Annotated in this window: 20 protein-coding genes; 6 read left to right on the top strand and 14 right to left on the bottom strand. The window is 72.6% G+C overall.

All coding sequences use genetic code 11. The annotated features are described in order from the left end of the window. Positions 1–308 precede the first annotated feature (308 nt). Positions 309–1,112: an enoyl-CoA hydratase-related protein gene (locus AB0D46_RS13455; protein WP_362877463.1), complete on the top strand. Its 804-nt coding sequence runs from the start codon at positions 309–311 to the stop codon at positions 1,110–1,112. Between the two features lie 65 nt (positions 1,113–1,177). On the opposite strand, the gene AB0D46_RS13450 is transcribed toward AB0D46_RS13455, so the two are convergent. Both AB0D46_RS13450 and AB0D46_RS13445 read right to left on the bottom strand, forming a co-directional pair. Further along, positions 1,178–1,759 (bottom strand): DNA-3-methyladenine glycosylase I, encoded by a 582-nt coding sequence (locus AB0D46_RS13450; RefSeq protein WP_362877462.1) that lies wholly within the window; start codon positions 1,757–1,759, stop codon positions 1,178–1,180. Then, on the bottom strand, positions 1,756–2,109 hold the full coding sequence (locus AB0D46_RS13445) for a DivIVA domain-containing protein (RefSeq protein ID WP_362877461.1): 354 nt from the start codon (positions 2,107–2,109) through the stop codon (positions 1,756–1,758). Before AB0D46_RS13445 ends, AB0D46_RS13450 begins: the two co-directional genes overlap by 4 nt. 76 nt (positions 2,110–2,185) lie before the next feature. Between AB0D46_RS13445 and folP the strand changes: the two genes are divergently transcribed. Next, a complete protein-coding gene (gene folP, locus AB0D46_RS13440; RefSeq protein ID WP_362877460.1) occupies positions 2,186–3,046 on the top strand; it encodes a dihydropteroate synthase in 861 nt (286 codons plus the stop codon). 88 nt (positions 3,047–3,134) lie between these two features. Here folP and AB0D46_RS13435 read toward each other — a convergent pair whose 3' ends face one another. Then, positions 3,135–3,902, bottom strand: a complete 768-nt coding sequence (locus AB0D46_RS13435; RefSeq protein WP_362877459.1) for a TIGR00730 family Rossman fold protein — start codon at positions 3,900–3,902, stop codon at positions 3,135–3,137. 64 nt (positions 3,903–3,966) lie between these two features. Further along, positions 3,967–5,046, bottom strand: a complete 1,080-nt coding sequence (gene dapE, locus AB0D46_RS13430) for a succinyl-diaminopimelate desuccinylase (RefSeq protein ID WP_362877458.1) — start codon at positions 5,044–5,046, stop codon at positions 3,967–3,969. A gap of 86 nt (positions 5,047–5,132) precedes the next feature. Between dapE and AB0D46_RS13425 the strand changes: the two genes are divergently transcribed. Together AB0D46_RS13425 and AB0D46_RS13420 are read left to right on the top strand one after the other, a co-directional pair. Then, positions 5,133–6,080: a hypothetical protein gene (locus tag AB0D46_RS13425; RefSeq protein ID WP_362877457.1), complete on the top strand. Its 948-nt coding sequence runs from the start codon at positions 5,133–5,135 to the stop codon at positions 6,078–6,080. 255 nt (positions 6,081–6,335) lie between these two features. Then, the gene (locus AB0D46_RS13420) at positions 6,336–6,659 is read left to right on the top strand and encodes an ATP-binding protein (protein ID WP_362877456.1); all 324 of its coding nucleotides are present in this window, start codon (positions 6,336–6,338) and stop codon (positions 6,657–6,659) included. A gap of 85 nt (positions 6,660–6,744) precedes the next feature. Here the strand turns inward: AB0D46_RS13420 and dapC are convergent, their stop codons facing one another. Both dapC and fdxA read right to left on the bottom strand, forming a co-directional pair. Then, positions 6,745–7,839, bottom strand: coding sequence for a succinyldiaminopimelate transaminase (gene dapC / locus AB0D46_RS13415; RefSeq protein ID WP_362877455.1), 1,095 nt, complete (start codon positions 7,837–7,839; stop codon positions 6,745–6,747). A gap of 106 nt (positions 7,840–7,945) precedes the next feature. After that, the gene (gene fdxA / locus AB0D46_RS13410; protein ID WP_362877454.1) at positions 7,946–8,275 is read right to left on the bottom strand and encodes a ferredoxin; all 330 of its coding nucleotides are present in this window, start codon (positions 8,273–8,275) and stop codon (positions 7,946–7,948) included. A 116-nt stretch (positions 8,276–8,391) separates the two neighbouring features. On the opposite strand from fdxA, the gene AB0D46_RS13405 reads away from it, so the two are divergent. Both AB0D46_RS13405 and AB0D46_RS13400 read left to right on the top strand, forming a co-directional pair. Beyond that, positions 8,392–9,381 (top strand): GNAT family N-acetyltransferase, encoded by a 990-nt coding sequence (locus AB0D46_RS13405; protein ID WP_362877453.1) that lies wholly within the window; start codon positions 8,392–8,394, stop codon positions 9,379–9,381. Further along, entirely contained in the window at positions 9,378–10,169 is a 792-nt protein-coding gene (locus AB0D46_RS13400) for a transglutaminase-like domain-containing protein (protein ID WP_362877452.1), read from the top strand. Before AB0D46_RS13405 ends, AB0D46_RS13400 begins: the two co-directional genes overlap by 4 nt. A gap of 69 nt (positions 10,170–10,238) precedes the next feature. Here AB0D46_RS13400 and AB0D46_RS13395 read toward each other — a convergent pair whose 3' ends face one another. The 8 genes from AB0D46_RS13395 to AB0D46_RS13360 all read right to left on the bottom strand — a co-directional run bounded on the left by AB0D46_RS13395 (position 10,239) and on the right by AB0D46_RS13360 (position 18,269). Next, positions 10,239–12,047, bottom strand: a complete 1,809-nt coding sequence (locus AB0D46_RS13395; RefSeq protein ID WP_362877451.1) for a hypothetical protein — start codon at positions 12,045–12,047, stop codon at positions 10,239–10,241. A 343-nt stretch (positions 12,048–12,390) separates the two neighbouring features. Continuing rightward, positions 12,391–12,762 carry a DUF6113 family protein gene (locus AB0D46_RS13390; protein WP_362877450.1) on the bottom strand — a complete coding sequence of 124 codons (372 nt, stop codon included), beginning with the start codon at positions 12,760–12,762 and terminating at the stop codon, positions 12,391–12,393. Beyond that, the gene (mshB, locus tag AB0D46_RS13385) at positions 12,759–13,661 is read right to left on the bottom strand and encodes an N-acetyl-1-D-myo-inositol-2-amino-2-deoxy-alpha-D-glucopyranoside deacetylase (protein WP_362877449.1); all 903 of its coding nucleotides are present in this window, start codon (positions 13,659–13,661) and stop codon (positions 12,759–12,761) included. The genes AB0D46_RS13390 and mshB overlap by 4 nt, the downstream gene beginning before the upstream one ends. Before the next feature lie 22 nt (positions 13,662–13,683). Next, on the bottom strand, positions 13,684–13,878 hold the full coding sequence (locus AB0D46_RS13380; protein WP_136213899.1) for a hypothetical protein: 195 nt from the start codon (positions 13,876–13,878) through the stop codon (positions 13,684–13,686). Positions 13,879–14,295: 417 nt separating this feature from the next. Next, positions 14,296–15,354: a dipeptide ABC transporter ATP-binding protein gene (locus AB0D46_RS13375; protein ID WP_362877448.1), complete on the bottom strand. Its 1,059-nt coding sequence runs from the start codon at positions 15,352–15,354 to the stop codon at positions 14,296–14,298. Further along, positions 15,347–16,321 (bottom strand): ABC transporter ATP-binding protein, encoded by a 975-nt coding sequence (locus AB0D46_RS13370; RefSeq protein ID WP_362877447.1) that lies wholly within the window; start codon positions 16,319–16,321, stop codon positions 15,347–15,349. The genes AB0D46_RS13375 and AB0D46_RS13370 overlap by 8 nt, the downstream gene beginning before the upstream one ends. A gap of 15 nt (positions 16,322–16,336) precedes the next feature. Beyond that, positions 16,337–17,284, bottom strand: a complete 948-nt coding sequence (locus AB0D46_RS13365; RefSeq protein ID WP_362877446.1) for an ABC transporter permease — start codon at positions 17,282–17,284, stop codon at positions 16,337–16,339. Between the two features lie 61 nt (positions 17,285–17,345). Further along, on the bottom strand, positions 17,346–18,269 hold the full coding sequence (locus AB0D46_RS13360) for an ABC transporter permease (protein ID WP_362877445.1): 924 nt from the start codon (positions 18,267–18,269) through the stop codon (positions 17,346–17,348). Positions 18,270–18,341 lie beyond the last annotated feature (72 nt).

Genomic DNA, 18,341 nt, shown 5'->3' with positions numbered 1-18,341 from the left:
CTCATCGTCAGCCGACGGCCCCGTTCAGGCGCCTAGTACCCGGCATCGAACACATTGCTTCCCGGCCATTATCCCGCATGTCAGGACCCGATGACCAACATCGGTGGGGAACGCTTGCGCAACGCGCTCTGCCAAAACCACTCATTTCGGGGACCCGCCTGCGATACTTCGCCGCCGCTCCTCGGGATGGGCCTCCGCATTGTTTGACGCACATCACATGTCCCAGGGTCGCGGCGTCCGCCATGCTGGCCATTGCACCGGCCGGTACCGGCCGGTAGCCAGCCCGCGACGAAGGGGGACCCCCTGCCATGGCCGACAGCGTGCTCTACGAAGTGACCGACGGACTCGCGACCATCACGATCAACCGTCCGGACGCGATGAACGCCATGAACACGGAGGCCAAGGTCGCCCTGCGAGACGCCGCCCTGGCGGCGGCCGCGGACACCGGCGTGCGGGCCGTCCTGCTCACCGCGGCGGGCACCCGGGCGTTCTGCGTGGGTCAGGACCTCAAGGAGCACATCGGGAACCTCGCGGCCGACCGCGAGAACGGCTCGTCGCTGACGATGGACACCGTCGCCGAGCACTACAACCCGATCGTCCGGGCGCTGACGGAGATGCCCAAGCCCGTGGTGGTCGGCGTCAACGGCGTCGCGGCCGGAGCCGGCTTCGGTTTCGCCCTGGCGGCGGACTACCGGGTGGTCTCCGAGGACGCGTCCTTCAACACCTCCTTCGCGGGGGTCGCGCTGACCGCGGACTCCGGCGTGTCCTGGACGCTGCCCCGCCTGATCGGCGCTTCCCGCGCCGCCGATCTGCTGCTGTTCCCCCGCTCGGTGAAGGCCCGCGAGGCCTACGAGCTGGGCATCGCGAACCGCCTCGTGCCCGCGGCCGACCTGCACGCGGAGGCCGAGTCCGTGGCCCGCGCCCTCGCGCAGGGCCCCACGGTGGCCTACGCCGCACTGAAGGAGTCCCTGGCGTACGGGGCGTCCCGCACGCTCCCCGAGGCCCTGGAGCGCGAGGAGGCGCTCCAGGCCCGCGCCGGTGCCTCGGAGGACCACTCCATCGCCGTCCGGGCGTTCCTCGACAAGCAGCCGCCGAAGTACCTGGGCCGCTGAAGCACGCTGCCCCCGACGCGCCGACCCGGCCCGCCGACATCCCTTCCGGGTTCCTCCCGCGGGGCTCAGCGGGCCCCGCGGGAGACGCAGCCCGCCAGGTGGTCGTCGACCAGCCCGCAGGCCTGCATCAGGGCGTAGGCCGTCGTGGGACCGACGAACCGGATCCCGGCCTTCTTCAGGGCCTTGGCCAGGGCCGTGGACCCGGGGGTGACCGCCGGGACGTCCGCCACGGATTTCGGGGCCGGGCCGGGTTCCTCCGGGGCGTGGGACCAGATCAGCGCGTCCAGCTCCCCCGGCTTCCACCCGGCGAGCTCCTTCGCGTTGGCGAGGGTCGCCTCGATCTTGGCCCGGTTGCGGATGATCCCCTCGTCGGCCAGCAGCCGCAGCGCGTCCGCCTCGCCGAACCGGGCGACGGCCGCGATCTCGAAGCCGGCGAAGGCGCTGCGGAAGCCCTCGCGGCGGCGCAGGATCGTCAGCCAGGACAGGCCCGACTGGAACGCCTCCAGGCACAGCCGCTCGTACAGGGCGTCGTCGCCGTGGACCGGCCTGCCCCACTCGGTGTCGTGGTAGGCGACGTAGTCCTCGGTGGCCAGCCCCCACGGGCAGCGCCGGACGCCGTCCGGGCCGGCGACGAGCCCTCCGCTCACCGGGCGTCCTTGGTCAGGTCGATGGCGGCGGCGGGCGCCTCGTCGCGGGGCGCGGGCGCGGGCGCGGCGGCCGACAGCTCCGCGATCCGCGCGTCGCGTTCGGCCAGTTCGGCCCCAAGGCGGTCCAGTACGTCGTCCACCTCCGCCATCCGGTAGCCGCGCGGGGCGACCGGCAGCCGCAGTCCGTCGATGTCCGCCCGGACGACCGGCCGGCTCTCCGGGAGGCCGTCGGCCACCCGGTCCGGTTCGGCTTCCGGAAGCACGGCCTCCGTACCTCCGCCGACCACCGCGAGGGTGACCGCGGCCACGACCACGACCAGCGCGATCAGCAAGAACCAGAACACGATCATCTCCCCTGAGAGGCTCCGGCCACCAGGTTAAGGTCACAGACGAGGCGCGAGGGTCGCCGAAGGAGGAAAGAGCAGGATGCTGCGACTGGGCCGACGCGAGTTCGCCACCCACGAGCCGGTGATCATGGCCATCGTGAACCGGACTCCCGACTCCTTCTACGACCAGGGCGCGACGTTCCACGACGAGCCCGCGCTGGACCGGGTCGAGCGGGCGGTCGCCGAGGGCGCGGCCATCATCGACATCGGCGGGGTGAAGGCGGGCCCCGGGGAGCACGTCGACGCGGCCGAGGAGGCCCGGCGCACGGTCGGTTTCGTGGCCGAGGTACGGCGCCGCCACCCCGACGTGGTGATCAGCGTCGACACCTGGCGGCACGAGGTCGGCGAGGCCGTGTGCGAGGCCGGCGCGGACCTGCTGAACGACGCCTGGGGCGGGGTGGACCCCAAGCTCGCGGAGGTCGCGGCGCGTTTCGACGCGGGTCTGGTCTGCACCCACGCGGGCGGCGTCGAACCGCGCACGCGCCCGCACCGGACCTCGTACGGGGACGTGATGGAGGACGTCCTGGCCGTCACGGTCGGGTTGGCGGAACGCGCGGTGGCGCTCGGCGTCCGACGGGACGCGATCATGATCGACCCGGGGCACGACTTCGGGAAGAACACCCGGCACTCGCTGGAGGCCACCCGGCGGCTCGGCGAGATGACCGACACGGGCTGGCCGGTGCTGGTGTCCCTGTCGAACAAGGACTTCGTCGGCGAGAGCCTCGACAAGCCGGTCAAGGAGCGCCTGCTGGGCACCCTGGCGACCACGGCCGTGTCGGCGTGGCTGGGCGCGCGGGTCTACCGGGTCCACGAGGTGGCGGAGACCAAGCAGGTCCTCGACATGGTGGCGACGATCCAGGGACACCGTCCGCCGGCGGTCGCCCGCCGCGGCCTGGCCTGAGCCCCGCGGAGGCCGAACCCGGTCCGTGCCCTCCCCCGGCGGTCTACCGCCGGGGGGTGGGGCCGGTGGGTGGGTGGAGCGGCTCGCGCTACTTGCCGACTTCCTTCGTCACCAGGGCGATCGCCTCGTCCACGTCGTCCGTCACGTGGAAGAGGTACAGGTCCTTCTCCGAGGCCTTGCCCTGGGCGATCACCGTGTTGCGCAGCCAGTCGATCAGGCCGCTCCAGTACTCCGTGCCGAACAGCACGATCGGGAAGCGGGTGATCTTCTGGGTCTGGACCAGGGTCAGCGCCTCGAACATCTCGTCGAGGGTGCCGAGGCCGCCGGGCAGGACCACGAAGCCCTGGCTGTACTTCACGAACATCGTCTTGCGGACGAAGAAGTACCGGAAGTTCAGACCGAGGTCGACGTGCTCGTTGAGCCCCTGCTCGAAGGGCAGCTCGATGCCGAGCCCGACGGAGATGCCCCCGCCGTCGCGCGCTCCCTTGTTGGCCGCCTCCATCGCGCCGGGGCCGCCGCCGGTGATGACGGCGAAGCCGGCGTCGACGAGGGCCCGGCCGATCCGTACGCCGGAGTCGTACTCCGGCGAGTCGACCGGAGTGCGGGCCGAGCCGAACACGCTGATCGCGGGCGGCAGCTCCGCGAGCGTGCCGAAGCCCTCGATGAACTCCGACTGGATGCGCAGGACCCGCCAGGGATCGGTGTGCACCCACTCGGAGGGTCCGGCCGAGTCCAACAGCCGCTGGTCCGTCGTACTGCCCGCCTGCACCTGGCTCCGCCTGCGCAGCACGGGCCCGAGCTGCTGCTCCTCGGGCCGACGACGAGCGTCCCCTTCGGCATTGCGGTGGTTGCCCATGATGTGCTCCCTCCTGCTGATCGTTGGATCAGGTTAGGCGCACAAAGGTGACGAGAAGGGGAATTTACGAGGTCAGCCAGGCACGGAGTCGTTCTTCGCAGTGCAGGATCGCCTTCGTCCCGACGCGTTCGTCGACCTTGTGGGCCAGCAACGCGTCCCCCGGACCGTAGTTGACCGCCGGCACGCCGAGGGCGCTGAAGCGGGCCACGTCGGTCCAGCCGAACTTCGGCATGGCGCGGCCGCCGACCGCCTCCATGAAGGCCGCGGCGGCCGGGTGGGACAGGCCGGGCAGGGCGCCACCGGAGAAGTCGTCGATCACGAACTCGGCGATCCCGCAGTCCGCGAACACCTCCTTCACGTGGGCCAGGGCGTCCTCGGCGCTGCGGTCGGGGGCGTAGCGGAAGTTCACGGTGACCGTGCACGCGTCGGGGATGACGTTGTTGGCGACGCCGCCCTCGATGCGGACCGCGTTGAGCCCTTCGTGGTACTCCAGGCCGTCGATGAGCGGCTTGCGGGGCTCGTACGCCGCCAGCTTCGCCAGGATCGGGGCGGCGGAGTGGATGGCGTTGGAGCCCATCCAGCTGCGCGCGGAGTGCGCGCGCTCGCCGGCCGTGCGGAGCAGGACGCGCAGGGTGCCCTGGCAGCCGCCCTCGACCTCGGCGTTGGAGGGTTCCAACAGGACGGCGAAGTCCCCGGTGAGCCAGTCGGGGTGGGCCTCGGCGACCTTGCCGAGGCCGTTGAGGTCGGCGGCGACCTCTTCCTGGTCGTAGAAGACGAAGGTGAGGTCGCGGTTCGGCTCGGGCACGGTCGCGGCGATGCGCAGCTGCACGGCGACCCCGGACTTCATGTCCGTCGTGCCGCAGCCCCACAGGACGCCGTTCTCGTCGAGGCGGGAGGGCACGTTGTCGGCGATCGGCACCGTGTCGAGGTGGCCGGCGAGGACGACGCGCTCGGCACGCCCGAGGTGCGTGCGGGCGACGACGTTGTTGCCGTACCGGTCGACGGTGAGGTGCGGGATGCCGCGCAGCGCGTTCTCCACGAGGTCGGCGAGTACCTTCTCGTCGCCGCTCACGGAGGGGATGTCGACGAGCCGGGCGGTCAGCTCGGCAGCGTCCAGGGTGAGGTCCAGCTCGGATTCGGACATGGCCCCGACCCTAACGCCCCGGGATGCCCCGGAACCGGGTGCGTCCGGCCGCTGGACGCGTCATATGCCTCAAGTACGGTAGCCGCGTGTCCGAGACCGATCGCTCCCGTCCCCGGCGCCGCCGCCCGCTCCGCGGGGCCGCGGCACTGTTCGCGTTGCTCGGCCTGGCCGGGTACTGCGTCCTTCAGTACGAGTCCAACGGCGGGGCCGGCGCCCCGTACTGCACGGTCCGCGACGCCCGTGACGCGGCGGCCGGAGGCGCCGGGCACAGCTACGAGCTGAGCCCCGAGCAGGCCCGGTACGCGGCGACGATAGCCGCCGTCGGGACGACGAAGGGGATGCCCGAGCGGGCGGTGACGATCGCGCTGGCCACCGCCATGCAGGAGTCGGCGCTGCGCAACCTCGACCACGGCGACCGGGACTCGCTGGGCCTCTTCCAGCAGCGCCCCTCGCAGGGCTGGGGCACCCCGGAGCAGGTCATGGACCCGGTGTACTCGGCCGGGATCTTCTACGACCGGCTGGAGGACGTCCCCGGGTACGGGGGGATGCCGCTGACGGTGGCCGCGCAGAAGGTGCAGCGCAGCGGTTTCCCGGACGCCTACGCCAAGCACGAGCCGGACGCGGCGCTCCTGACCACGGCCTTCACCGGCAAGGCCCGCGCCATGCTCGCGTGCGCCGGCCCGAAGGCCCAACCGGAGGGCGATCCGGCGCGCGTGCGCGACGCCCTCGGCCGGGACTTCGGCGCGGGCGTGCTGCCGAAGGCGGGCGCCCCGCACGGCAGTTCCGCGCCCCGGGACACGAGTGAGGTCGCGCTGCCGGTGCGGGACCAGCGGCGCGGCTGGGAGCTGGCGAACTGGGCCGTCGCGCACGCGGCCGAACTCGGCATCCAGCGCGTCTCCTACGACGGCGTGGCCTGGACCGCGGGCGAGAACCGCGGCGAGTGGGTGCCGAGCGTCCCCGGCGCGTCGGGTTCGGGCGATCCGCGCGCGGCGGGCCCGCAGGACGTACGGATCTTCCCGACCCGCCCCCGCTGACCGGAGCCGCGCGGACGGACGTGCGAACCGTCCCCCGTGCGGGGAGGGGCGCGCGGCGCCCGCACGGCGGCCGGACCGGAGCGCGGACCCGCTGGTCGGCGGGCGTGGCGGGAGGGCGTGCGGCCATCTCATGCGCTTGTCGCCGAAGCCGATAAGCGCACGCATTACCCATCCTTTACCCGGGGCATCCGCAACTCGACGCACCCCGGGAGCGGTTGTACACGGCGTACTCAGCCGCTACCGCTTAGGAGCATCATGTCCCTCCCCCTGACCCGTCGGATCGCCCGTACCGCGCTGCTCCTGGCCGCCGGTGCCGCTCCGGTGGTCGGTGCGGCCGGCGCGGCCAGTGCCGCCGGTCTGGAGTCCGTGCCGCAGCTGGGCGCGCTGACGGCGCCGGACTCCGCGGACGCGACCGCCGCCGCGGCCGGCGACGCCACGGGCGCCGTCACCGACGCCGTCCCCGCGGCCGGTCCGGCCGGCGAGCTGGCCGGTACGGCGACCAAGACGCTCGGCGGCCTGCCCGTGGGCGCCCTGCCGATCAGCACCCTGCCCGTGGGCGGTCTGCCGCTGGGTGGCTGACCCCGCCGCGGGACCCACGAACGGCCGGAGGGGCCGGGAGCGCGTGCTCCCGGCCCCTCGGGTGTTCGCGGGGCTCCCGCCCCGCTCAGCCCAGGCGCTTGACCGCGGCGGCGACCCGCTCGTCGGTGGCGGTGAAGGCCACGCGGACGAACCGTGCGCCCGCCTCGCCGTAGAAGTCGCCGGGCGCTGCCAGGATGCCGAGGTCCGCGAGGTGGGCGACGGTGTCCCAGCAGGGCTCGTCCCGGGTCACCCACAGGTAGAGGCTCGCCTCGCTGTGCTCGACGCGGAAGCCGTGTGCCTCCAGGGCCGTGCGCAGCGCCTCGCGGCGGGCGGCGTAGCGCCCGCGCTGCTGGGCGACGTGGGCGTCGTCGCCCAGGGCCGCGATGACGGCGGCCTGGACCGGCGCCGCGGTCATCATCCCGCCGTGCTTGCGGATCTCCAGCAGTTCGCCGAGCACGTCGGCGTCGCCGGCGATGAAGGCGGCGCGGTAGCCCGCCAGGTTGGACCGCTTGGAGAGGGAGTGGACGGCGACGATGCCCTCGTAGGAGCCGCCGCAGACCTCGTCGTGCAGGACCGAGACGGGCTCCGCCTCCCAGCCGAGCTCCAGGTAGCACTCGTCGCTGAAGAGCAGGACGCCGTGCTCGCGCGCCCAGGCCACGATCCGGATCAGGTCCTCCTTGGGGAGGACCCTTCCGGTCGGGTTGGACGGGGAGTTGAGCCAGAGCAGCTTCACGCCGGTCGGGTCGAGGTCGGTCGGGTCGTCGTAGACCACCGCCTCGGCGCCGCACAGGCGGGCGCCGACCTCGTACGTCGGGTAGGCCAGGCGGGGGTAAGCGACCTTGTCGCCGGCGCCGAGGCCGAGCTGGGTCGGCAGCCAGGCCACGAGCTCCTTGGAGCCGACCACCGGCAGGACGTTGCGGTGACCGGCGGCGCTCGCGCCGAGCCGCCCGCGCAGCCAGCCGGTGATCGCGTCGCGCAGCGCCGGCGTCCCCCACACCGTCGGGTAGCCCGGGGAGTCGGCGGCGTCCGCCAGGGCGCGCCGGATCAGCTCCGGGACCGGGTCGACGGGCGTGCCGACCGACAGGTCGACGATGCCGTCGGGGTGGGTCGCGGCCGTCGCCTTGTACGGCTCCAGCTTGTCCCAGGGAAAGGCGGGAAGGCGGTCGGATACTGCGGCCACGGGGGTCTCTGCTCTCTCTGGGTACGTGCTGGTGCGGGGGGTGAAACGGCTCGGTCCCGCGCGGCACGAATGCCGGACGGGACCGAGGAGCTTCTGCCGTGAACGGTCAGTGCTGCGGGTTGATGTCCGCCGGCAGCGCCGCGACGAAGGGGTGGTCGCGCTCGATCAGGCCGAGCTTGGAGGCACCACCGGGCGAACCGAGCTCGTCGAAGAACTCGACGTTCGCCTTGTAGTAGTCCTTCCACTCCTCCGGGGTGTCGTCCTCGTAGAAGATGGCCTCGACCGGGCAGACCGGCTCACACGCGCCGCAGTCGACGCACTCGTCCGGGTGGATGTACAAGGACCGCCGGCCCTCGTAGATGCAGTCGACGGGGCACTCTTCGATGCATGCCTTGTCCTTGACGTCGACACAAGGCTCCGCGATGACGTAGGTCACGCTCTCGTTCCTCCTCGGTAGGGCTGTCCATTCGCGCGGGAGCGCGGCGTCGTCGATGCCCGCACCTAGTATCTCCGTTCCCGGGCACGATCCGAACAGGAGGGGCGGACAGAGCTGTGGAAATCACTGCCGGTGGGCTGCTGGAGATCCGTATCACCCCGGCTGACGTGGGTAAACGAGTCTCTGTACGACGGGTGGAGGAGGAGTCGGGGCGGTCCCCCGTCTTCGCCGACGCCGTAGGGGTTCTCACATCCTGGAACGAGGGTGTGCTCACGATCACACGCAAGGACGGCGTGTCCGTCCACATCCCGGAATCCGCCCTGGTCGCGGGCAAGACGGTGCCTCCGGCGCCGGCCCGGCGCAGGGGTCCGGCGGCCTCCTTCGAGGAGCTGGCCCGGATCACGGCGCGGGCCTGGGTACCCCTGGAGAGCGAGCCGCTCGGGGAGTGGACGCTCCGGGCCGCGGGGGGCTTCACCCGGCGGGCCAACTCCGTCCTGCCGCTCGGCGATCCCGGCATACCCCTGGACGAAGCACTAGGCCGGGTGAGCTCCTGGTACGCGGAACGCGACCTTCCGGCGTACGTGCAGGCCGCGACCGGTTCGGCGGGCACGCAGGAGCTGCTCTGCGCGGAGCTGGAACGGCGCGGCTGGGTCAACGAGGTCTCGGCGGAGGTCCGCACCGCCGGCCTGGCCCCGGTCGCCGACCTGGACGCCGACGTGACGGACGTACGCCTGACCCGCGCGCCCGACGAGGCGTGGTTGGGCCGCTACGGCCGGGTCCGGGACCCGGACCTGGCCCGCCGGACGCTCGTGGCGGGCCCCTCGGTGTGGTTCGCCTCCCTCGCGGACGGCCGGGCGATCGGCCGGTGCGTGGTGGACGGGCGCTGGGCCGGCTTCGCGGCCGTCACGGTCGCCCCGGAACACCGGCGGCGGGGTCTGGCCACGGTGGTCATGACGGCGCTGGCCCGGCGGGCGTTGGAGGAGGGCGCCTCCGCGGCGTGGCTCCAGGTGGAGACGGACAACCCCGGGGCGCGGGCGCTGTACGACGGGATGGGCTTCGCGACGCACCACGCGTACCACCACTTCCGGGCCGGGGCGGCCCGATGAGCGCGCGGACCCGGGAGCTGTTCGCGGCGGAGGCCCGGGCGGAGCGGCCCGACCTGGCGCAGTTGTGCCTGTTGCTGGCGGCGGAGGCGGACCCGGAGCTGGACGAACGCGCCATGGACTGGGCGCAGATCGAGCTGGACCGGCTGGCGGGGATGCTGCCGTACGGGCTGAGCGGCGGGCAGGCCTGGGCCTCGGCGCTGACGGAGCTGCTGGGCGGCCGGATGGGCTTCCACGGCACTCCGGCGGACTACGACCGGCTCTCCTCCTCCCTGCTGCACGAGGTGCTGCGGCGCCGGCGGGGGCTGCCGATCCTGCTGTCCGTCGTCTGGATGGAGGTGGCGCGGCGGGCGGGCGCGCCCGTGTACGGGCTGGCGCTGCCCGGGCACTTCGTGGTGGGCTTCGGCGACCCGGAGGACGGGCACGTCGCGGACCCCTTCGCGGGCGGGGCCTCGCTCGGTACGGGCCCGGCGGAGTTGGCCTCGGGGCCGCGGACCCCGGCCCGGACCCCGGCCATCGTGCTGCGGATCCTGAACAACATCCGGGCCTGGGCGTCGGCCCGGCCGGAGCATTCGGCGGTGGCCCTCTGGTCGTTGGACCTGGCGCTGCTGCTGCCCTCGCACCCGGCGGCGCTGCGCTACGAGCGCGCGCGGCTGCTGGTGGAGCGGGGCGCCTTCACCGAGGGCGCGGGCGAACTGGAGGCGTACGCCGAGGTGATGGACGCGGTGGACACCGAGTCGGCGGCCCGCATCCGCGGCGAGGCCGTGTCGGCGCGCGCGCTGCTGAACTGAGTCCGTACGTGCGCGAGCCCCTTCCCCGGCCGGGAAGGGGCTCGCGCACGCGTGGCCGGACGCCGCCGGTCAGCCGGCGTTGGTCTCGATGACCGCGATCCGCTCGGCGGCCGTCTTGCCCTTGAGGGCCTTGCCGAGGGCGCCCGCGACGTCCTCGGGGGTCACGGCGGTCTTCGCGCCGGTGCCCCGGGTGATCATGACTCCGTCGAAGGCGTTCCCGTAGGTGGCCTTGAGGGCCTCCAGGTCGTACTTCTCGACGAGGCGGCCGTCCACGGCCGTCATGCTCAGGATCTTGGGCAGGGACCTGGCACCGAACGGGAGGGCCTTGCCGCCCGCCTTGACCGTCGCGGGGGAGGCCATCGCCGGTTCGGCGAACTCCTTCATCGCCCGGTCCAGTTCGGCCTGGGTGATGGTGGGTTCCCGGGTGGTGACGGGCAGTTCGACGGGGGCCGCCTTGCCGCCGCCGACGAGCGCGCCGAAGGCCTTGCGGACCAGGTCGACCGAGCCGTCGACGTCGAGGCCCTGGCCCGCCTTGCCGGGGACGGCGACGGCCTTGCCGGTGTCGAACTTGATCGTCGCCTCGGTGACGCCGCCGGCGCCGCCCGCCAGTTCCTGGAGCGCGACGCGCAGCTTCTCCTCGTCGACCGGCATGACGGCCTCGGCCGTGCGCTCGACGCCGAAGAGGCTGCCGATGACGGTGACGGGGTTGTAGTCGCTGCCGGCCGCGTTGCGGACGGTGGTCTGCGCGTCGAGGGTGAGCCCGGCCTTCTCCGGCTTCAGCTCGACCTGCTTGCCGCCGACGCTGAGCTGGAGCGGGGTCGCGGCGCGGGTGCCGAAGGCCTTCTCCAGCTTGTTGACGGCCTCGTCGCGGCTGCCGCTGATGTCGACGCCGAGGACGGTGGTGCCCTTGGGGACGTCGGAGTGGTTCAGCAGCAGACCGGCGCCGTAGGCCAGGCCGACCAGCGCGATGACGCCACCGCCGAGGAGGACCAGCTTGGAGCGGCCCTTCTTGGCGGGCTTGCCGGCCGGCTTGGCGCCCTTGGTCTGCTTGCCCGCCGGGGGCGCGGGCGGCGTCGGCCGGGTCTGCTTCGGCGGCTGCGGTCCGGGCGGGGGCACCGGCGCCACGGGCCCGGGCGGCGGGGTCGGCACGCCGCCGGCCTCGGGGCCCGGCCAGCGCGGAGCCTCGTCGGCGTGTACGGGGACGGTCCCCATCGCGGGCCCGCCCGTCGGCCCGGCGGGCTCCGTGTAGGCGGGGAAGGCCTCCGTGACGGGCCCGGCGTCGTACGCCGGGTAGCCCTGCGGCGGCGTCCCGACGCCGGGGCCGCCGATGTTCGGGGGCGGCGCGAAGCCCGCCCCGTTGCCGTGCGTCAGGGGCGGTTGCGGCATGCCCTGGGCGGCGGGGGGCGCGAATCCGGCGCCGGGACCCGGCGTGCCGGGTCCGCCGTGTCCGGCGGGGACGCCGGGGGCGCCCGGACCGGCGGGACGTCCCGGCTCGGAGCCGTAGCTCGCGCCCGGCGCGGGTCCCTGGCCGGTGGCGGGCGGCGGCGGGCCGGCCTTGCGCGGCGCGAACCAGTTGCTGTTGGCCGCCTCCTGCGGCTCGGCGGGCCCGGGGGCCGGGGGCGCCGGCGGGGTCGGGGCCGGCGCGGCCGGCGGCAGGGCCGAGCGCACGGGCGGCGCGGACCGCGCCGGAGCCGGCGCGGGCTCGGGCGCGGCCTGGACGGGCTCGGGGCCGGCGGGCCGGCCGGTGTCCCGCACCGGCTTGCGCACGACCACGGGCGGGATCGGCCGCGAACCCGGAATGTTGATCCGGATACGGGTCGTCAGGGTGGTCTCGGTCTTCGGCCCGTCATTGTCGGGCGTGGACGGGTTCGACGTCACAGGGTTCTCCTCCGGGGCGGTCGCCGCGGCGTCCGTGGACGGGTAGTGGCCGGTTCCGTACGGCGGTGTACCCGAGGGGTAGACGGCTCCACCGTGCCCTTGGGGCCCGGGGGGCGAACTGTCGGTTTCACGACTCAAGGCAGGTTCTCCCGGTTGGCTCCGCCGCCCGTCATACCGTGCGCGGGCAGCTCGGCGGCCCGTCCACCATACTGGCCGTCGCCACCGCACAACTGTCCCCCAGGAATCCCAGGTTCCTCTTGGCTCTCCCCGGACAGCGTCCCGAGGGCCCGTCAAACCCCCTCAAGCCGTCCCCGATCGGAGTCCCGAGGAGTGGGACGCACCGTCAAGCGCGCGGCCGCACGGCCGAAACGGGACGGTCCGGGAGCAGCCGCATCGTGGCGCAGATCACAGCGATCGCACTACCACCCAAAAGGTATGCGTACATACCGATTCCGGATGAACCGAGCAGGAAATCACCCTCGGGACGCGGAAGGCTGAGCACCACGTACGAGACGAACCAGCCGACCGCCGCCGCGCCCACGCCGATCCCCGTGCCGGTCGAGATCCGACCGGCGAGGAAGAGTCCGAAGAGGGCGAACAGCGCGAGCAGCAGCCCGCCGGGGAACCACAGGTCCACCACGAGCCAGCCGGCCGCGCCGGTGAGCGCGCCGAGGACCAGCAGGCCGAGCAGGACGGCGATCCGGGCGGTGCTCACGCGTCCACCCCCGCGAACAGGTCGCGCTCGCGCCGCCCCGCCGGAGCGCCCGACTCACCGGCGACCAACTCGTAGTACTCGCGGGTGAACAGCGGCTGGGCCAGGTGGTTCGACAGCGCGAAGAACGGCCCGTCGACGGCCACCTGGGTGACGTGGGCCCGCATCGCGGCGGCCTTGGCCGCGGCGAACACCTCCCCCGCGTCGTCGCCGATCTCGGTGGTGATCCGCCGGTCGGTGACCACTCCGGGGATGTCGGCGGGCGTCGCGACACCCGCGAAGGGCACCACGTCGCCGGCCTCGTGGAGCCGGGCGAAGCCCTCCTCGACGACCGAGCGCGGGACGCGGTTCCAGTAGATCTTCGCGATGGCGTGGGCGGCGCCCAGTTCGGGCCGGTAGTCGGCCTGCTCGGCGAGTTCCGCGGCCCGCACCGCGACGCGGTGGGCCTGGATGTGGTCCGGGTGGCCGTACCCGCCGTCCGGGTCGTAGGTGACGAGGACCTGCGGGCGCAGCTCGCGGATCACCTCCACGAGGTACCCGGCGGCCTCGTCCGGGTCGGCGGACCAGAAGGCGCCGGGGCGCGTGTTCTGGGGTGCGCCCATCATCCCGGAGTCCCGGAAGCGGCCCGGGCCGCCGAGGAAGCGGTGGTCGGCGACCCCGAGCTCCTTCATGGCGGCGGCGAGTTCGCCGACCCGGAAGGGGCCGAGCGCGTCCTCGCGATCGGCCGTCAGGTGGGCCAGCTCCGGCGGGATGACCTCGCCCTCCTCGCCGAGGGTGCAGGTCACCAACGCCACGTGGGCGCCCTCGGCCGCGTACTTGGCCATGGTGACGCCGTTGTTGATGGACTCGTCGTCCGGGTGCGCGTGCACGAGGAGCAGCCGGCGGGCGGGAAGACCGTTCATGGGTTCAGCCTACGAGCAGGACCTACAACTTGAGGCCACTGATCATGCTCGCCACGTTGGACGTGAGCTGGCTGAGCGTCGGAGCGATCGTCGAGCTCGCCAGGTAGAACCCGAGCAGTACGCAGACGAACGCGTGTCCCGCCTTCAGTCCCGACTTCCGGACCAGAAGGAAGACGACGATCGCCAGCAGCACCACGGCCGAGATCGAGAGTGCCACGGCGGTTCACCTCCACGTCGAGCGGACATCGGTCGCGTCATTCGCGCGCGCGGCGAAGTCATACCCACCGTGCGCTACGGATCATAACTATCCGTACCAGCGTATCGATCGAATTCCGGCAGCACGAGGGGCGTACGGCGGCCACGGACGGGGGCACGAAAACGCCGGCCGGGGTGGCTGCGCGCCTCCCCGGCCGGCTGTCGGCACCCGCACGGCCGCACCCGCTCAGGGTGCCCAACCCAGATCTCGGGTCAGAAACGGTCAAGTTGCCCCCGTGTTAAGCGTGTTGTCGTTACGGCGGTCACGGGGGCGTCATCGCCGACCGGCGCCGACGGGTGGCCAAAAATGATCGACGGAAGGAGCCCGTCCGGGCGGTCCGCGGGGGTGCCCGGAGCGGGCTTCCCGGGACAGGCCGGGCTAAACCTCAGCCCGGGGCGGCGGGGCGGGCGGCTCCGGGGACGGCGGGACCACCTGCTTCTCGGCCGCGAAGTGACAGGCCGACGGATGGGCGGCCGGACCCGTGGGGAAGACCGCCGGCACCGCCGGCAGCGGCTCCTCCTCGGCGCAGCGCGCCTCGGCCTTCCAGCAGCGGGTGCGGAAGCGGCAGCCCGAGGGCGGGTTGGCCGGCGAGGGCACGTCCCCGGACAGGATGATCCGCTCCCGGTGCGCGCGGGCCCGCGGGTCGGGGACGGGGACGGCGGAGAGCAGCGCCTGGGTGTACGGGTGGGTGGGGTGCTCGTAGATCTGGGTGTCGGAGCCGATCTCCACGATGCGCCCGAGGTACATGACGCCGACCCGGTCGGAGATGTGGCGCACGATCGAGAGGTCGTGCGCGATGAACACGTACGACAGGTCGAACTCGTCCTGGAGCCGTTCCAGCAGGTTGATCACCTGGGCCTGGACGGAGACGTCCAGCGCGGAGACGGGTTCGTCGGCGACGATGACCTCGGGTCGGAGCGCGAGGCCGCGGGCGATGCCGATGCGCTGGCGCTGGCCGCCGGAGAACTGGTGCGGGTAGCGGTTGATGTACTCCGGGTTCAGGCCGACCACGTCGAGGAGGTCCTGGACCTTGCGGCGGCGGTCGCCCTTGGGGGCCACCTCGGGGTGGATCTCGTAGGGCTCGCCGATGATGTCGCCGACCGTCATGCGCGGGTTGAGCGAGGTGTACGGGTCCTGGAAGACCATCTGGATGTTGCGGCGGACGGCCTTGAGGGCCTTGCCGGACAGCCGGGTCAGGTCCTCGCCCTTGTACGAGATCGCGCCGGCGGTCGGCCGCTCCAGGTTGACCAGCATCCGGGCGACGGTGGACTTGCCGCAGCCGGACTCGCCGACGATGCCGAGGGTCTCGCCGCGGGCCAGCGCGAAGGAGACCCCGTCGACGGCCTTGACGGCGCCGACCTGCTTGCGGAAGAGGACGCCCTGGGTCAGCGGGTAGTGCTTGACGAGGTCGCGGACCTCCAGGATGGCTTCAGGCACCGAGGCACTCCTTCCAGAAGAAGCACGCGCTCGTCCGGTCCGGGCCCACCTCGGCCAGCGGCGGCACCTCGGCCCGGCACAGCGGCCGGGCCATCGGGCAGCGCGGGTTGAAGGCGCAACCGGGCGGGATGGCGAGCAGGTTGGGCGGCAACCCCTTGATCGCGTACAGCTCCTGGCCCTTCTGGTCCAGGCGCGGGATCGAGTCGAGCAGGCCGCGGGTGTACGGATGGGCGGGGGCGCCGTAGATCGCGTGGACGGGTGCGGCCTCGACGATCCGGCCCGCGTACATGACGGCGATCTTGTCGGCCACGTCGGCGACGACGCCGAGGTCGTGGGTGATCAGGATCAGGCCCATGTTGAGTTCGCGCTGGAGCTCGGCGAGCAGGTCCATGACCTGGGCCTGCACGGTGACGTCCAGGGCGGTGGTCGGCTCGTCGGCGATGATCAGGGAGGGTTCCAGGGCCATCGCCATGGCGATCATGATGCGTTGGCGCATGCCGCCGGAGAACTGGTGCGGGTAGTCCCCCACCCGCTGCTTCGCGGCGGGGATCCGGACCCGGTCCATCAGCTCGACGGCCTTGGCGCGGGAGGCCTTGCGGGACATCCCGCGGTGGACCTCGTACATCTCGCCGAGCTGGGCGCCCACGCTGACCACGGGGTTGAGGGAGGACAGCGCGTCCTGGAAGATCATGGCCATGCGGGCGCCGCGGATCCGGCGGCGTTCGTCCTCCTTCATCTTCAGCAGGTCCTGGCCCTGGAAGAGGATCTCGCCGCCCGTGATCCGGCCGGGCGGGGTGTCGAGGATGCCCATGATGGCCTGCGCCGTCACGGACTTGCCGGAGCCGGACTCGCCGAGCACGGCGAGGGTCTCGCCCTCGTCGACCGAGTAGTTCACGCCGTTGACGGCCTTCGCGACGCCGTCGCGGGTCTTGAACTCCACGTGCAGGTCGCGGACTTCGAGCAGCATCTGACGGCTCACTCCTCAGCGCAGCTTGGGGTCGAGGGCGTCGCGCACCGCGTCGCCGAGCATGATGAAGGCGAGCACGGTGATGCTGAGCGCGCCCGCGGGATAGAGCAGCATGTGCGGGGCGTTGCGGATCTGCGAGGCGGCGTTGGAGATGTCGATGCCCCAGGAGACCGTCGGCGGGCGCAGCCCGACGCCGAGGAACGACAGGGTGGCTTCGAGGGCGATGTAGGTGCCCAACGCGATGGTGGCGACGACGATGACGGGCGCCACGGCGTTGGGGGCCACGTGCCGCAGCAGCATCCGGCCGTTGCCGGCGCCGAGGGCGCGGGCGGCCTGGACGTAGTCGTTCTGTTTGGCGGTGATGACCGAGCCGCGCGCGATGCGGGCGATCTGCGGCCAGCCGAGCAGCACGATGAATCCGACGACGGGCCACACGGTGGTGCTGGTGACCACGGACAGGAACACGAGGCCGCCGAGGACGACGGGGATGCCGAAGAAGATGTCGGCGACCCGGGAGAGCAGCGAGTCCCCCCAGCCCCCGAAGAACCCGGCGAGGCCGCCGAAGACGGAGCCGAGCAGGGCGGCTCCCACGGTCGCGCAGATGCCGACGGTGATGGAGGCGCGGGCCCCGTGGACGGTACGGGTGTAGACGTCGCAGCCCTGGGTGTCGTAGCCGAAGGGGTGGCCCGGGGAGGAGCCCTCCTGGGACTTGGACAGGTCGCACTGCAGGGGGTCGCCGCTCGCGATGAGCTGCGGCCAGATGGAGATGACGACGAGGAAGAGGATCAGCAGCGAGGAGACGACGAAGACGGGGTTGCGGCGCAGTTGGTGCCAGGCGTCGGACCACAGGGAGCGGGCCTTCTCGCCGGAGCCGCCGGGGCCGTCGGTCTTGCGGACGCCCTCGACGCTCTCGGCCTCCTCCAGCGCGAGGTCCATGGCACCGCCCTGGCCGGTGGGTGACATGGCCTCTCCCTCACGGGGACCGACGGGGTCGTACCCGCCCGGTTGGTCGGGACGCTCGGACTCAGGCATAACGGATCCTCGGGTCCAGGACCGCGTAGAGCAGGTCGACGAGCAGGTTCGCCAGCAGGAAGACGATGACGAGGATGGTCACGAAGCCGACCACGGTCGGTGAGTTGTTGCGCAGGATGCCTTGGTAGAGCTGGTAGCCGACGCCGTGGATGTTGAAGATCCGCTCGGTGACGATGGCGCCGCCCATCAGCGCGCCGATGTCGGTGCCGATGAAGGTGACGACCGGGATCAGGGAGTTGCGCAGCAGGTGCCGGGTGATGACCCGTTGGCGCGGCAGCCCCTTGGCGACGGCGGTGCGGACGTAGTCGGCCCTGACGTTCTCGGCGATGGAGGTGCGCGAGAGGCGGGTGACGTACGCCAGGGAGACCAGGGCGAGGACGATGCCGGGCAGGATCAGCTCGCTGAACGGCGCGTCCGGGGACACCGTGGGCCGCACCCAGCCCCATTTGACGCCGAAGAGGTACTGGAGCAGGTAGCCGGTCACGAAGGTGGGCACCGAGATGACGACGAGGGTGAGGACCAGGACCGTGGAGTCGGTGGCCCGGCCGCGGCGCAGACCGCTGACGACGCCGAGGGTGATGCCGACGAGGACCTCGATGACGATGGCGACGATGGTCAGGCGCAGGGTGACGGGGAACGAGCTCGCCATCAGCTCGGTGACGGGCTGCCCGTTGAAGGCGGTGCCGAAGTCGCCGTGGAAGATCTGGCCCATGTAGTGGAGGTACTGCTTCCACAGGGGTTGGTCGAGGTAGAGGTCCTTGCGGATGCGGGCCGCGGTGGCCGGGTCCGGTGCCTTGTCGCCGAAGAGGGCGGCCACCGGATCGCCGAGCGCGTACACCATGAAGAAGATCAGGAACGTGCTGCCGATGAACACGGGGATCATCTGGAGCAGCCGCCGGATCACGTAACGTCCCATGGAATGCTCCATGCTGTCGGTGGGCGCGGCGGGCCTCCCCCGCCCCGGGGGCGGTGGGAGGCCCGGTTCGAT

The organism is Streptomyces sp. NPDC048383 (assembly GCF_040651775.1).
Lineage (GTDB): Bacteria > Actinomycetota > Actinomycetes > Streptomycetales > Streptomycetaceae > Streptomyces.
This window is presented reverse-complemented; position numbering and strand designations above follow the sequence as displayed.